Origin of the sequence: Thermococcus litoralis DSM 5473 (assembly GCF_000246985.2) — an archaeon.
GTDB classification, from domain to species: Archaea; Methanobacteriota_B; Thermococci; order Thermococcales; family Thermococcaceae; genus Thermococcus_A; species Thermococcus_A litoralis.
The window spans coordinates 1,208,496-1,223,328 of the sequence record NC_022084.1 but is presented as its reverse complement, the minus strand read 5'-3'; the positions used below and the strand labels follow the sequence as shown (position 1 = coordinate 1,223,328).

11 protein-coding genes and 1 pseudogene are annotated in these 14,833 nt (G+C 43.2%); 8 read left to right on the top strand and 4 right to left on the bottom strand.

Features of this window, described 5'->3' with window-relative positions:
- The first annotated feature begins 2 nt into the window (after positions 1 to 2).
- The 8 genes and pseudogenes from OCC_RS06615 to arcS all read left to right on the top strand — a co-directional run bounded on the left by OCC_RS06615 (position 3) and on the right by arcS (position 11,175).
- Positions 3 to 1,262: pseudogene (locus OCC_RS06615) on the top strand (phytoene desaturase family protein).
- A 154-nt stretch (positions 1,263 to 1,416) separates the two neighbouring features.
- A complete protein-coding gene (arcC, locus tag OCC_RS06610) occupies positions 1,417 to 2,364 on the top strand; it encodes a carbamate kinase (RefSeq protein WP_004067905.1) in 948 nt (315 codons plus the stop codon).
- A gap of 118 nt (positions 2,365 to 2,482) precedes the next feature.
- Positions 2,483 to 3,325, top strand: a complete 843-nt coding sequence (locus OCC_RS06605) for an SDH family Clp fold serine proteinase (protein WP_004067904.1) — start codon at positions 2,483 to 2,485, stop codon at positions 3,323 to 3,325.
- 342 nt (positions 3,326 to 3,667) lie between these two features.
- On the top strand, positions 3,668 to 5,059 hold the full coding sequence (locus tag OCC_RS06600; protein ID WP_004067903.1) for an acetate--CoA ligase family protein: 1,392 nt from the start codon (positions 3,668 to 3,670) through the stop codon (positions 5,057 to 5,059).
- A gap of 321 nt (positions 5,060 to 5,380) precedes the next feature.
- Positions 5,381 to 7,231 carry an anaerobic ribonucleoside triphosphate reductase gene (locus tag OCC_RS06595; protein WP_004067902.1) on the top strand — a complete coding sequence of 617 codons (1,851 nt, stop codon included), beginning with the start codon at positions 5,381 to 5,383 and terminating at the stop codon, positions 7,229 to 7,231.
- A gap of 22 nt (positions 7,232 to 7,253) precedes the next feature.
- Positions 7,254 to 8,039 carry an anaerobic ribonucleoside-triphosphate reductase activating protein gene (locus OCC_RS06590; protein ID WP_004067901.1) on the top strand — a complete coding sequence of 262 codons (786 nt, stop codon included), beginning with the start codon at positions 7,254 to 7,256 and terminating at the stop codon, positions 8,037 to 8,039.
- A gap of 514 nt (positions 8,040 to 8,553) precedes the next feature.
- The gene (locus tag OCC_RS06585) at positions 8,554 to 9,456 is read left to right on the top strand and encodes a coiled-coil protein (protein WP_004066587.1); all 903 of its coding nucleotides are present in this window, start codon (positions 8,554 to 8,556) and stop codon (positions 9,454 to 9,456) included.
- Positions 9,457 to 9,459: 3 nt separating this feature from the next.
- Entirely contained in the window at positions 9,460 to 11,175 is a 1,716-nt protein-coding gene (gene arcS, locus OCC_RS06580; protein WP_004066590.1) for an archaeosine synthase subunit alpha, read from the top strand.
- Positions 11,176 to 11,220: 45 nt separating this feature from the next.
- Here the strand turns inward: arcS and OCC_RS06575 are convergent, their stop codons facing one another.
- From OCC_RS06575 to OCC_RS06560, 4 genes are read right to left on the bottom strand one after another with little or no spacing between them, the layout of a single operon-like run.
- Entirely contained in the window at positions 11,221 to 12,957 is a 1,737-nt protein-coding gene (locus tag OCC_RS06575) for a PEGA domain-containing protein (protein ID WP_004066592.1), read from the bottom strand.
- A gap of 11 nt (positions 12,958 to 12,968) precedes the next feature.
- Positions 12,969 to 13,631: an ABC transporter ATP-binding protein gene (locus tag OCC_RS06570; protein ID WP_048874694.1), complete on the bottom strand. Its 663-nt coding sequence runs from the start codon at positions 13,629 to 13,631 to the stop codon at positions 12,969 to 12,971.
- Complete coding sequence (locus OCC_RS06565; protein WP_004066596.1) at positions 13,631 to 14,062, bottom strand: hypothetical protein; 432 nt, start codon at positions 14,060 to 14,062, stop codon at positions 13,631 to 13,633. Before OCC_RS06565 ends, OCC_RS06570 begins: the two co-directional genes overlap by 1 nt.
- Positions 14,059 to 14,832 carry an ABC-2 transporter permease gene (locus OCC_RS06560; protein ID WP_004066599.1) on the bottom strand — a complete coding sequence of 258 codons (774 nt, stop codon included), beginning with the start codon at positions 14,830 to 14,832 and terminating at the stop codon, positions 14,059 to 14,061. Before OCC_RS06560 ends, OCC_RS06565 begins: the two co-directional genes overlap by 4 nt.
- Position 14,833: the final 1 nt, after the last annotated feature.

The following is a 14,833-nucleotide window of genomic DNA, read 5'->3' as shown; positions in this document are numbered from 1 at the left end:
AAATGAGAGTGGTCACAATTGGGGCCGGGCTTGGAGGACTTTTGACAAGCGCTTTTTTAGCCAAGGCAGGTCATGAAGTAACAATTCTGGAAAAAGCTCCTTTTGTTGGGGGTAGGTTCACAAACTTAAACTACAAGGGCTTTCAATTGTCCACTGGTGCCCTTCACATGGTTCCTCATGGAGAAAATGGTCCCTTAGCCCGTCTATTAAAGCTTTTGAATGCCAACGTGGAAATAGTAAACTCAAACCCAAGGGGCAAGTTCTTTCTGGAGGGAAACATTTACCACTACAGAGAGGGATGGAAGTATCTTTCCCTCAAAGAGAAGGCCAAAGCGATGAAGCTCCTTGCAGAGATAAAAGCCAATAGACTTCCAAGTGGCGAAGATGCAAAAATGAGCTCGTGGGAGTAGCTTCAGGAGAAGATTGGAGATAACGAGTTCGTTTATCTTTTCATAAAGAGCTTTCTTGGCTGGGCGGTCAGCTTGTCTCCAGAAGAAGTTCCGGCAATAGAGCTGGCTAAGGAAATAAAGGCAACTTTGAAGTGGGGAGGTCCGGGGCTAATAAAGGGCGGATGCAAAGCCGTAACAGAAGAGCTTGCGAGAATTGTAAGAGAGAATGGAGGAAATATAATAACCAGAAAGAGAGCTGTTGAAATCGATGAAAACAAGGTAATAACGGCAGACGGTGAAGAATACCCCTACGATGTGCTCATCTCAAATATCGGAATAAAGGAAACAGTGGAGCTTTTTGGACGGGACAAATTTGACAGGGAGTACTTGAAAAAAGTTGATGCCCTAAAGCCTGCTGAAGGAATTAAAATTAACATAGCCTTAAAGGGAGAGCCTAGAATAGGCAACACCGTTGTCTTTACCCTAGATACTCAAAGGATAAACGGCTACAACGAGCCTTCCGCATTAACGCCGGAGCTTGCAAGAGAAGGTTACAACCTCATCATGACGCACCAGGCTTTAAGGAGCAAAGATGTAAAGAAAGAGCAAAAACTTGGCCTTGAGGATCTTTATTATCTCTTCCCGGAGCTTGACAAAGAGGGAGAGGTTCTAATGGTTCAAACTTACCTAGACGGAAATCCCGTTAACAGAGTAGCCTCTGGAACCCATCTTGACTTCCCACTCGAAAACGTCTACATAGCTGGGGATGCAAACAAGGGAGAGGGAGGCATAGAGGTAGAAGGAATAGCCCTCGGCGTTATGAAAACCCTTGAAAGCCTCGGCATTGGAAGGTTTAGCGAGTGGTACCTCTAATCAAAACAGCAAAGATAGCTCTTGGAAATCTTTAAATTTGCAAGCTCTTTCACTTATTTTTCGAAGTTTTTTCTAAAAGAACTATTTTATGACTAAGAAACCCTTTTAATTCGCTGAGGTCTAAGTTTATACACCAGTTGCTGGAGGGAGTAACATGAGGAAGAGGGTTGTTATAGCTTTGGGCGGGAATGCTATTCTGCAGAGAGGACAAAAGGGGACTTATGAAGAGCAAATGGAGAATGTGAAAAAAACTGCAAAGCAAATCGTTGATATAATCCTTGACAACGATTATGAGGTTGTAATAACCCACGGCAATGGTCCTCAAGTTGGAGCTATTCTCCTCCAACAGGATGCTGGAGAGCATATGTATGGCATCCCCGCTCAGCCTATGGACGTTTGCGGTGCAATGAGTCAGGGGCAGATTGGTTACATGATACAGCAGGCGGTAATTAACGAGCTTAGGAAGCGGGGCATAAACAAGCCGGTGGCAACGATAGTTACCCAAACGATTGTTGACAAGAACGACCCGGCATTTCAGAATCCCTCAAAGCCTGTGGGACCATTTTATGACGAAGAGACTGCCAAAAAGCTTGCCAGAGAGAAGGGCTGGGTTGTCATAGAGGACTCTGGGAGAGGATGGAGGAGAGTCGTTCCTTCACCGGATCCGATTGGGCATGTTGAAGCTCCAATAATCCAAGACCTCGTTGAGAAGGGCTTCATAGTAATAGCCTCTGGTGGGGGAGGAATTCCTGTTATTGAGGAAAACGGGGAATTTAAGGGCGTTGAGGCGGTTATTGACAAAGATTTGGCTGGAGAGAAACTTGCCGAAGAGGTTAATGCTGACATCTTTATGATACTCACCGATGTCAACGGCGCTGCCATTAACTACGGCAAGCCGAACGAGCAGTGGCTTGGAAAAGTTACTGTTGATGAGCTCAGGAAATATTATGAGGAAGGGCACTTCAAGAAGGGCAGCATGGGGCCAAAGGTTCTTGCCGCCATAAGGTTCATCGAATGGGGTGGAGAGAGAGCGGTAATTGCCGCTTTAGACAAGGCCGTTGAAGCCTTAGAAGGAAAAACTGGCACTCAAGTTGTTAAGTGACTTTTCTTCTATTCTTTCACAATACATTTGCAATTTATGGGATCTCAATTTTATTTACCAAAAGTTTTAAAAATATTAAGTTACAATAATTCTGTAGGAATATTCAGGGGGTGAACTCATGGATCCGCTGAGTGGATTCATAGGCTCATTGATATGGTGGATACTGTTCTTCTACCTACTCATGGGGCCTCAGATTCAATATCGCCAATTGCAGATTGCTAGGGCAAAATTGCTGGAAAGATTGGCAAGAAAGAGAAACTCCACAGTAATAACAATGATCCACAGGCAGGAGAGCATAGGTTTCTTTGGGATTCCCGTGTACAAGTTTATAAGCATTGAGGACAGCGAAGAGATATTAAGAGCTATAAGGATGGCTCCAAAGGATAAGCCAATTGACCTGATCATTCACACGCCGGGAGGATTGGTTTTGGCGGCAACGCAAATAGCAAAGGCTTTGAAGGATCATCCCGCAGAAACAAGGGTGATAGTGCCGCACTACGCAATGAGTGGTGGGACCTTAATAGCATTAGCTGCTGACAAGATCATAATGGATCCTCATGCGGTTTTGGGACCGGTTGATCCTCAGCTCGGCCAGTATCCGGCTCCGAGCATAATAAGGGCAGTTGAACAAAAAGGTGCAGAGAAAGTTGATGACCAAACCCTCATACTTGCTGATGTGGCAAAGAAGGCAATAAATCAAGTTCAGGAGTTCGTGTACAATCTCTTGAAGGACAAATACGGTGAAGAGAAAGCCAGAGAACTGGCTCAAATACTAACCGAGGGAAGATGGACTCACGACTACCCAATAACTGTTGAGCACGCAAAGGAACTCGGTCTTCACGTTGAAACAGACGTTCCGGAGGAAGTCTATGCCTTAATGGAGCTCTACAAACAACCTGTAAAGCAAAGGGGAACTGTAGAATTCATGCCTTATCCGGTAAAGCAACAAGGGAAGGACTAGCTAAGCAAATTTTTTTGTTATTTACATCCTTTTTGAAAAGTTAAACAATGGTTCCCAGTTCTGGTGAATAATTTCGCATCTCAACTGAAGTGGTAAAAATCACTAAAAAGGTTTCTTTAAGCTCAAACAAGAACAGAAAGGCTTAAAACAGGTTCTTCAAACTTTTCAAGAGAGGAGAAATCACCAAAGTTGTGACACTCTACTGAGAGAGACCCATCTGTTTTCGCTTCAACTACTTTGAAGGGTACTTTAATTCTTATGGCGTTGATAAGATCGAAAGGACATAATCTTTATAAATGTAAAACTGATAGTGTTGGATAAAATATCCAAGAGGTGATAAAGTTGAAAACAAAAATCGATCTTGATGAACTGTTTTATCCAAAGAGTGTGGCAATTATTGGCGCCTCAAACACCCTTGGGAAAGTCGGAAATGCTATAATGCACTCTATGACGCTTCGTTTTAAGGGTAAGATTTATCCAGTTAATGTTAAAGAAACCGAAGTCATGGGGCTCAAAGCGTATAAGAGCATAAAGGAAATTCCAGATGAAGTCGATGTGGCTGTAATAGCCGTTCCAGCAAAGTTCGTTCCTGATGTAATTGACGAGTGTGGAGAAAAAGGGGTTAAAGGGGTTGTTGTTATCTCAGCTGGATTTAAGGAGGCAGGAAGGGCAGATCTTGAGGAAGAGCTAGTAAAGAGGGCTAGAAAATGGGGGATACGTGTTGTTGGTCCTAATTGTCTTGGCGTTACTAACTTAGAGAATGGGTTTGATTGTAATTTTAATCCTCCAGAAAGACAGGCAAGGCCAAAATTTGGCCCAATAGCGTTCATGAGCCAAAGTGGTGCTTTTGGGGCGGCCATACTTGACTGGGCTGCAAGGCATGAAGTCGGAATGAGCAAGTTCATAAGCCTGGGAAACATGGCAGATTTAGACGAGAGTGATTTCATGCTGTATTTAAAGGATGATCCAAAAACCAAGGTAATAACGGCCTATATAGAGGGAGTAAAAGATGGAAGAAAGTTCTTCAATGCGGCTAAAGAGACTACAAAAGTTAAGCCCGTAATTATTCTTAAGGCCGGAAGGACTGAGGCTGGAGCCAAGGCTGCTGCTTCTCACACGGGCTCTCTCGCGGGAAGTTACAAAATATATCAAGCAGCTTTCGAGCAAACTGGTGTTCTTGCAGCTAAAAGCATGAGACAGCTCTTTAACTATGCGAAAGCCTTAGCGATGCAAAGTCCAGCTAAGGGAGATAGAGTTGCAATAGTGACCAATGGTGGTGGGGCTGGGGTTATGATGAGCGATGGCCTTCTAGAGGCAGGTCTAAAGTTGGCAGAATTCACAGAGGAAACTAAAGAAAAGTTCAGAAAGGCCATCGAAGAGGGATTATTGCCTGAACACATGAGCTACAAGAATCCAGTTGATGTAATTGGGGATGCACCCTCAAGTAGATATGAGACTGCGATTAGGTATGTTCTAGAGGATCCAAATGTTGACATAGTGGTTGTGATAGCGCTCTTCCAGAGTCCAGCTTTGGACGAGAGAATAGTGGAAGTTATGGAGAGAGTTAAGGAGTACGGAAAGCCAATAGTCTTTGTGGCCCCAGGTGGTGAGTATCCAGAAAGAATGGCAAGAAAAATAGAGCAAAAGGGGATTCCAGTGTTTGAAACAGTTGAGGATGGAGTTGATGCAGTCTACGCATTAATAAAATACGGAAGACATATCTACGGGTTCTGATCCTCTTTTCCTTTGTAGACTGACCTCCTCCCTGTCCTGAAGGGCGAAGCTTTCGAAAGAAAAAACGTAAAGTTTAATATAGTTCAAGAATATCGGATCGAATGATTTTGACAAAGTGTCAATAATGGATGTTTTTATTGATGTATTCAACTAACCACAACAGACTTGGTCTTGATGATATGCTTTTTCAGTCTAAATCTCCCTGTCACTTTATACTATCATCTTTTGGATCGTTGTCACTTATCTGGGATAGTAAGGGAAAATTATTTTAACTCCTTCCCTATATCACTAGTTGGATAAAATATCCAAATGGTGAAAGGCATGATCGAAGAGTTAAAAGCAGAGCAGGACGTTATTGAGAAGTATGCAAAATGGAGCACTCTCGATGTTTTGGAGAATGCAAACAGATATCCAGGTCCTACAGGCTTCTTTGCCTATGTAATGGAAAATGCCTTGAGAGATTACCTCACTCTGATTCCGAGAGAATATCTGCTAAGCCACCGCAGAGGTGATATTTACATCCATAAGCTACCATATAGCTTGTACATCCCATACTGTACGGGGCATAGCATTGCAAGGCTTCTTGAATGGGGATTAAAAACTCCCACAATAGGCTCTCGACCTGCTAGACATTTTGACACCTTTGTGGATCATGTGGCTAATTACCTTATAACCATGCAGCACTACTTTTCAGGAGCTCAGGCACTTTCGAGCGTGGAATGGTATGCTGGACCTTTCATAAGGAAAGATACACTGAGTGAGAGGCAAATAGAGCAGCAGATACAACGACTTGTTTTCAATTTGAACTATCCTTCAAGGGTGGGCATGCAGACACCCTTCACAAACTTTACTATAACGCTAGATGCTCCGAAAAAAATGCTGGATGGAGATTATGCCCTATACGGAGGTAAGAAAGTTGCTCCCCTCGGGCAATACGAAGAGGAAGCGAGAAAATTTGTGATCGCACTGGCAAACGTTTTGAATAAAGGTGACGAGAAAGGGCAACCCTTCACATTTCCAATTCCAACACTCATGACAACGGCAAAGATGATATGGAACGATCCAGAGGTATTTGAGGCAATATTCACGACGGCTGCCAAAAGGGGAAGCTTTTACTGGCTCAACACAAATGTCGTTGACCCCGATGCGAGCTACGCCATGTGCTGCAGATTAACGATTGATAAAAATGAACTTTCCCTCGCCTTTAGGATAGGGGAAAAAAGTATGGAGGAGGCAACAATTGAGAAGCTTGAGAGGCAGCGTTTTGGTGGCCTATGGGCAATGCCAGATGTTACAGGGTCAATAAATGTTACTACCGTCAACCTCCCTAGGATAGCCTTGAAATCCAGAGACGATGATACATTTTGGGAGGAATATGAAAAAATGCTCGAACTCATTAAAAACACGACAGAGTGGTTCCGCGATCGCTACATCAAGCTGATAACTAACTATAGACATATGTATCAGATGATTAGGATGTATCTTGAAGAGTTCCCTCTAAGCCATTTTAATACTGTAGGAATCTTGGGCTTGCCAGAAGCGGCTGCCATTTATCTCAATAACTCCTCCCTGTGGTTTGAAGGGACAAGAAGAGAGTGGAAAGAAGCGGCTGAACTAATGAGAGAAATGGTAGAATTCGCAACTCTCAAAGCCCATGAATGGATGGAGGAAACGGGAATACCATGGAATGTGGAGGAAGTCCCTGGAGAGAGTGCAGCAGCAAAGCTTGCGATAAAAGATTTACATGAGTTTCCAGAGCTTGGAGAATATCTAAGTGACAGGGAGAATCCGATCTACTCAACAAGCATAGCCCCCTATTATGGAGCCCTCGAGCTGGTGGATAGGATAAACGTGGAGAGCAGGGTTCAAAAGACCTTCACAGGAGGAGTGATGATGCACATATTCCTTGGAGAGGAGCCGGATCCCGAAGCCCTTGCAAAGCTCACCAAGAGGCTCATGAAGACGGAGCTTGTCTATTGGAGCTATACTCCAGCAATAACTGTCTGCAACGCCTGCGATTATTCAATGACCGGCCTCCACACCCAGTGCCCGCGCTGTGGGAGCGAGGACGTCGAGATATGGAGTAGAATAATCGGATATTATCGCCCCTTGAAAAACTGGAATCCCTTTAGAAAGAGAGAGTTTTGGACGAGAAAGCACTATTCTTACTGATCCTTTATTTTGGGGTGATAGTATGCTTGTAGCTGGATGGAAGACCATTAGCATGATAGATGTTCACGGGAAGGTAACGTTCACTCTCTGGCTCTGTGGGTGCAATTTAAAGTGTCCCTTTTGTCACAATTGGAAAATCGCGGAGAGGAAGGGGTGTGTGAGCTTAAATGAAGTAGAATTCCTTCAAGATTTAGAGGAGAGCAGACTTCTGATTGACTATTTGCATATAACAGGAGGAGAACCCCTTCTTCAATGGAAGGAGCTAATGTTTCTGTTAAAAAAGGTCAAAGAACTTGGAATACGCGTCAGCCTTAATACAAATGGAACCCTTGTTGAGCCCCTAAAAAAGCTAATACGGCAAGAGCTACTTGATCACATAGCAGTCGACTTAAAACTTCCTCCCCGTGTCCTTTACGGACTTCCCGAAGGAGCCAGCGAAAAACTTTGGGTGCTTTTTCTTAAAAGTCTCGACCTGATATCAGAGCACCAAATTCCGCTGGAGCTAAGAATTCCTGTACCTAGGGGATTTGCAATGGATGAAGTCTTAAAGTATCTTGATGATGCCCTTTTTCATCTTAAAGATCATCAGGATTTTTACGTGATTTTGAATCCTCTACTAGGGCCTCCCTTAGTTTCTCCGAGAAATAGAGAGTGGTGCCTTGTGCATTGTTGGCCTCGGGACGAAATTGAAGTTATAAGCAAACATTTGGAAGACATGGGAGTACATCCAGTGCTCAATTCAAATTTCGAATTTCGATATTGGGTTCAAAATAATAATTCCAAAGAAAGTGGGGAAAGAAAAGGGTGAAATTTCAACTGACCTCCTTCTCGCCTTTAGCGAGAGGTTATGTCAAACCCTCGCCAATGACGGGAAGGTTTACGGGCCCATCACTTACTCCCGTTGCCGGTTTCGGTTCGGCCCGAGGGTACGGTCTTGCCCCCGTTACCCCTACCGCAAAGCGGTTCGGGGTTATGGTTTGGAAGGCTAAATCCTTCGTTTTTAACTGCTCAAGGTGGTTTTTGAAGGACGCTTAACAGCGTCCACTCCCCTTCAAGCTGAAGGGGACACTTAAACCCCTCATCTCATCGGGTTATTAAATTTGGCCTTTCTGAAGCCTTTTTATGCTGAAAAGTTTAAAAGGGTTTCGGTTAAACAGGTCGAATCATAGAATACTGCATCCCCACCCTAAAAGGCGAGGCTTTCGAAAGAAAAAAAGTAATAGCCAAAAAGTTTTTATTTGGTTTTTACATCCCTTTAGTTAGGCTTAAATCAGGGTGAGATCATGATCAACTATTCTAAAATGGAGGAAGGGGAAGAGACCATGCAAGTGAAAGTAGACCCAGAGGAAATTAAGAGGATAAAAGCCGAAATAGAGGCTTTAGAAAGAGAGAAAAAAGAGATACAGGAGAGATTGGAGCAGCTCCAAAAGGAGCTGAATATTTGGATACAAAAAAGAGATGAGAAGAATAAAGAAGTAAGGCAGTTAAGGGAGAAGGCAAGAGAATATAAAATAAAAAGGGATGAAATCAACCAGCAGATTAAAGAGCTCAAAAAGAACAGAGAAGAAATAAACGCCAAGCTTGATCTTCTTTATCAGGAAGCCATGGAGTACAGGGCAAAGAGGGATGAATACAGACAGCTGAGAAGATTAAAGATGCCAAAGGAAAAGATAGAGGAGAGAATTGAAAAGCTTGAATGGGAACTGCAGACCAATCCGAACATAACCCCCGAAAGAGAAAAACAAATAGTTGATCAAATACAGGTTTTGGCTACAGAGCTTGAGATTCTCCAGCAAGCTGAGAGATTCCATAAGAAACTCCAAGAAACGAGGAAGAAGATTGAAAGTTTGAAGAAAGCAAGAAGGGCAATAGGGATGGAGATACAGAAGCTCGCAAATCAGAGTCAGCAGTTCCATGAACAGATGCTAAAAGCTTACCAGCAGGCAGATGAGATTAAAAAAGAAGCCGATGAGTATCACCAGAAGGTAGTTGAGCTCAGGGAAAAGATTAGGGAAGTTAGGAGGGATCTCAGAGAGGTAGAGAAGAAGATATTCGAGTTTGATCAGAAGCACAAGGAGCTTATAGCGTATAAGATGGTTGCAAGAATGAGGGCGAAGAAAGATGCTACATTCGAAAAGGCAGTTGAAGCTCTTGAAAAGTTCAAGCGCGGTGAAAAGCTTACTTTGGATGAGCTCTTGCTGCTCCAGAGATACAATCTGGTGTGAAGCATGGAAATTATAAAACACGAGGGTCCAGGGAGGCTTGGGTTAGTCAAAATTAAGGAAAAGACCTTTAAGACGCCCGCTTTGTCTGGAGTAGATTTTACCCTTTCGCCGTTCAATTCTTACTTCTACCCCAAAGATTTTAGGGGATATGATTTCAACCTTGCCCCTTCAATCCCCCTCAGCTTTTATACCCCAAGGGAGATAGTAGAAAAAGCCTTGAGCAGGCTGTATGACGTCGATTACTCAAGATTCAACGCCCTTTATGTCCCGGTCGTGAGGAACATCGAATACATCGACGAGTTTTTAGAAAATATCCTTTCTCAGCACTCATTTGATGCCCTTTACATAGGAAACGCGAAAATCTTTGTAAAGGACTACCGGAGGTTTGTTCAAGCCATTAGGCTTATCCGGGAAAAAGATCCAAATTTACTCCTCATTACTGACCTTGAGCCTTTCTTCTATCCCTTGGCTGTTTATCTCGGTATTGACGCCTTTGATACCCGTTCCTTGAAGCTCTACGATTTCCACAAGAAGGGCTTTACCCAATTTTCTCCGTTACTATGGGATGAGAAAGAGAATTCTCTTGAATTTGCTAAGGAGGTTATAAAACTTGTTAAAAAGGCTCTTGAGGAAGGGAAGCTTCGCTATCTGGTTGAGAACTTTTTCTACACTCAAGCTCACGCTGGAATATTGAGGATAGCTGATAAAGAAAATTGGGACTATCTTGAAAAATACACTCCAATACAAAGAGACACTGTTTACTTCATAAGCGATGCCTCCCAGAACAGGCCGGAAGTATTGAGGTGGAGGCAAAGGGTAGTTGAGAGATTTAATCCCCCTGAAAACGCTGAAGTGCTCTTCCTTTTCCCATGCTCAGCTAAAAAGCCCTATTCCCACTCGCGCTCTCACACCCTTTACAGAAAAGCCCTCAAGGAAGCCTTTGGAAGTGGAATATACAGAATACATGAGCTTATTTTAACTTCTCCTTTTGGAGTCGTGCCGAGAGAGTGGGAGTGGCTGGCCAAATACGACATTGTAGTTACCGGCCACTGGAGTGAAGAAGAGGTAAACTCTGCGGCTGAGCTTTTAGCTAATGCTCTGGAGAAGTACCCCAAGAGGATCCCGATAATAGCTCATTTGGATGAAGCTTATGTAGATGTTGCTAAAAGAGCCGGCGAGATTAGTGGGAGAGAGATAATCTTTACTCCAGTTAAAAACGGCACAACAAGTAAGGAAAGTTTGGAGGGCTTAAAGAAGACGATAAAAGAACTTGGCTTGGATTTAACTGCTGGAAAAGAAGATAGGACTTACCGCTTCTACGAGAACATTAGGAAGGTGTTTGACTTCTACTTTGGCTTGGGTGCTGGAGAGGCGGTTCTCCCCGAGGATGCGAGAATCATAGGTTCCAAAATGCTCCGCATTCTCATAGGCAATAATCAGACAGGAACTTACCAAGACGGCGTGATAAGCGTGACGCCATTCGGCATGCAGCGCATCTACGATGCAACGAAGAGCTATTACGTGAAGATTGACTTCGATCTCAGGGGAGACGTTTTTGCCGTGGGAGTTAATGAAGCAGATTACAAAATACGCCCGGATGACATTGTTGGCGTTGTAAGGGATGAAAAAGTAGTTGGCGTTGGAAAGGCTATTCTAAGTGGGGAGGAAATGGTGAAGGCAAAGAGGGGCATTGCGGTGAAGGTGAGGAAGAAAGTCTGACTATTTACTTTTCCGGGGGATAAAATTAGGAGCCTTGGCAATCTTTCACCTCCTGATGCCAATTGCTATTAATAGTGCTAGTATCCCCACTATGAACAAAAGCTTCCCATAGCTTGAGGTTTCTAGATTTGTGGGTTGGGTTTTTGTTATATCTTTTTGAGTAGTAGTTAAATTGGTATTCTGTTTTCCTTTAAAGTTATTGAATGTGTCTTGCTCTGGGTGTAACTTAATGTTTATCGATACAATATCACCTTTATTTAGGTGAAGAACGACTGTCTCACTTTTATATTCATCAAGGTTAAGCTTTAATATGTGCTTTCCGGGATTAAGGGTTATGTTGCATGGAGTGGTGCATGCTTTAGTTCCATCTGCAGTTACAACTGCCCCAGGAGGTGTTGTCTTTATTATAACTCTTGGCTTGGGGGTTAGATTGAAAGTTAAGTTGATCTCTTCCCCTGGATTTAAAATGACTCTTCTACTCTCGTCAATAAACCCTTCCTTTCCAATTGTGATATTGTAATCGCCTGCAGGGACTGTTAGATTGCATGGAGTGGTGCATTTTCTATCCCCCACCAATACTACCGCGCCACTTGGAGAGCTTTCTATAGAAAGCTCAGCGGGAATGGGGTTAAGCTCTAAATATATCTTAGTAGTTTTGTTGGAAAACACTGTTGCGTTTTTTACGGCATTTCCATAACCTTCCATGAAAGCCGAGATAACATAAAATCCCGGAGGTAGTGCAATATTTAAAGGAGAAGTCCACTTTCCCAAAACTCTCCCCTGAAAATCTTTCACCATTATGTTTGCGTTCTCTGGTTGAGTGAGCACTTCTAATATACCGTTTTCTTTTTTAATGGTCACGGCTTCCTTAAGAAGTTCGAGATCAATGTTAAGGATTAATGTTTCATTAGGTTTCAAATCCAGCCATCCTTCAAAGAAAGGATAACCATTGCGACCTATGGAAATCTTGTAGGCATGAAGTTCGGGGATATATGGGATTGTAAGGTTGGAATCTTTCCAGAACGCTCTAACGTTCATTTGAGGTTCTATTATCACTGGAACCCTCAGCTTCATCGGTGTAAACCATTCACCAAAGCGGTGGAAATCGAAGATGTAAACCGTAGCATTTTGGGGCGTTGAGTTTATGATCAGCAACGCTGTTGGGGCGATGTATGTTGCGCTGTTCCATTCTCCGCCTCCAGTCATTGTGACTCCTCCATTACTGTTGTAGAAAATTCTCTCAATCACTATGCACCCCACTATGTTCTTATACTGCAGTCTTACCGGTGTGTTGTTGAGAACGAGCTGATAGTAGGGATCTTTTGAGTCAAACTGATAAATTACCATTGGTGGATCCTTTGGTCCTGCCATTGTTATCCCTCCACAGCCCTCCCAAGTTGGAGTAGCCATTGGGGGTTCGTATTCTTCCTCCTTTGTTGGCACCGTTATGTTAAAGCCGTATTTTATTGTTGCATTTGTGAAAGCCTTTCCAACGGCTTTTTCTATCTTTCTAAAGTCCACCGAGAGCGTTAGAATTTCCTCTTCGCTAATAGAGAGACTGTAAAGAATCGTATATGAGCCTTTGGAAATTCTTATTACCTTCTTTCCCTCTGACATGCTTAAAATAATTGGAGCGCGAAAAGTGTTATTTATACCTTCAATGCTGACCTCGGCCCCTACCGGAACTGAATCAATTTTAAGTATTGCATCGTTCCCAGATAATCCAAGGGGAACACGTGTAAAGAACATGACTAGAATCACAACAGCTTTCAACCATCTCACACTATCACCTCCTAAATTTCTCCAATTTTTGGCAGAATATCCTCAGGTTCGCCATCAAAAACCACTTTTCCTGCAGCAATTACAACGATCCTGTTGGCTACGTCTATGAGAGGTCGCCATATGTGTGAAACTACAACCATGTTTGTCTCATCTTCAACAACTCCCTTCAGAATCTCCGTTATCTCCTTAATTCCTTTGAGGTCGAGGTTTGCCAACGGCTCATCAAGTAAGACAAGGTCCGGACTGCCAAGAAAAGCTTGAGAAAGGCTTAGTCTTTTAAGCATTCCTGCAGAGTATTCTCCAATTTTCCTGTTTAAGAAAGGCTCTACTGAAAACAGCTTGGCAACACTTATTATCTCGCTCTTCTCAATCCCCTTGAACTCTGCAATATATGAAATCCATTCCAAGCCCGTGCGGTGCCTCGGTAAAGCGGGAGGATCAAAAGAAACACCAATCCGTTTCTTGACTTTTTCATTGCTCCACGGTTCTTCTCCAAACACTTCAATTCTTCCCTCTGTAGGTTTATAAATGCCGGCACATAAGTTGAGGAACGTTGATTTTCCACCTCCGTTTGGACCAAGTATAAGAGTGAAGCCTTCCCCTATCTCAAGATTTATGGAATTCAAAGCAGTGAGCTTTCCAAATCTTTTAGTTAAATTTTCAGCTTTTATCATCATTTCCTACCCTCCTGAAACATTAAAAAAGCTAGCAAAAATGCAGAAACCCCTCCCATGCTGTATTCAATGTTCAAAATCTCTTTTGATGGATAGCTTGTCATGCCTTTAAGAGCGCAGACGACAGGGAGTTCGGAATCCACAAGAACGTAGTAAGGTCCAGAATGTGAAAGCAGTATCTCTTCGTTAATTGGCTTCCCAGTCCGTTTTGAGAATATCGTCTTATTTGTTTCCGGGTCAAAGATTGAAACCATATATTCGCCATCCGTGGGATTCGTGTTTAGGAGAATAACTCTTGCAGACGGAACAACGAACCCCCTTCCCGTTAGTATGACCTGTGAATATGGCTTCTGAAGAATTCTCTCTTGGGCAGCAAGTGAAAAGACTGTGATGATAAGAACCGAAATCAGGATAGCCTTTAACAGTCTCACACTACATCCCTCCATTCACTTATTAAGAGTGTCATCCCCAGCAACGTCAAAGGTATTAGAATGCACGAAACGAAGGCTTTATCCACCAGCATGAGAATCTTTTGAGTCACACCATCAAAAGCAGTTTGCGAAGTTAGAAATGCCGAATTGAGCACCGCTGGAGGCAGATAAGCTATATCAAGTATTTTTGGGAGATACAGCAGAGTTACACCTCCCAGGAGCGATGCAAACAGGTTGGGCGAGAGCTCCGCTATCAGGCTTGAGAGAGATATTACGTATAAGCAAGCTAGCAACCAAAATATGAAGTAACTAATGAAAAATCCCTCCCCAAACAATGCTCCTTTAAGCAGATCCGGAGCGTCCCCATAGGTATAGACTAACGTCAAGAAGAAAGGAATAATCACGGACAAAAATAATAAAACAAAAGACGCAATGAACTTAGCCAGCACCACCTTGTAGTTCCTTATGGGAAGGCTGTAGATACTCATAGCCAACCGGCTGTCCTTATCGTAGCGAAGAGTAAGTGAAGAAAGTAGAGCTCCTGTGATTACCAAAATCATGTAGGTATCCTCTGCCAGTCGTGGGAAGCTTAATCCAAGTGCTCTCATAGATTCAAGGAGTATCCATGAAGTCGTGGGTGGATCAACCGAAAAGTTTGTTCCACCTTCGAGGAGGTGTATTCGAAAGGTTACCCCCATAAGTACGGAACCAAACATGAACACAAGCAGGTTTAGATGATCATTTAGCTCCCACTTTAATTGAACCCTCATT

What these genes read in the sequence shown, in the direction of transcription:
- arcC (WP_004067905.1), top strand. Translation starts at nt 1,417, where the DNA reads ATGAGGAAGAGGGTTGTTATAGCTTTGGGCGGGAATGCTATTCTGCAG.
- OCC_RS06605 (WP_004067904.1), top strand. Translation starts at nt 2,483, where the DNA reads ATGGATCCGCTGAGTGGATTCATAGGCTCATTGATATGGTGGATACTG.
- OCC_RS06595 (WP_004067902.1), top strand. Translation starts at nt 5,381, where the DNA reads ATGATCGAAGAGTTAAAAGCAGAGCAGGACGTTATTGAGAAGTATGCA.
- OCC_RS06590 (WP_004067901.1), top strand. Translation starts at nt 7,254, where the DNA reads ATGCTTGTAGCTGGATGGAAGACCATTAGCATGATAGATGTTCACGGG.
- OCC_RS06585 (WP_004066587.1), top strand. Translation starts at nt 8,554, where the DNA reads ATGCAAGTGAAAGTAGACCCAGAGGAAATTAAGAGGATAAAAGCCGAA.
- arcS (WP_004066590.1), top strand. Translation starts at nt 9,460, where the DNA reads ATGGAAATTATAAAACACGAGGGTCCAGGGAGGCTTGGGTTAGTCAAA.
- OCC_RS06570 (WP_048874694.1), bottom strand. Translation starts at nt 13,631, where the DNA reads ATGATAAAAGCTGAAAATTTAACTAAAAGATTTGGAAAGCTCACTGCT.
- OCC_RS06560 (WP_004066599.1), bottom strand. Translation starts at nt 14,832, where the DNA reads ATGAGGGTTCAATTAAAGTGGGAGCTAAATGATCATCTAAACCTGCTT.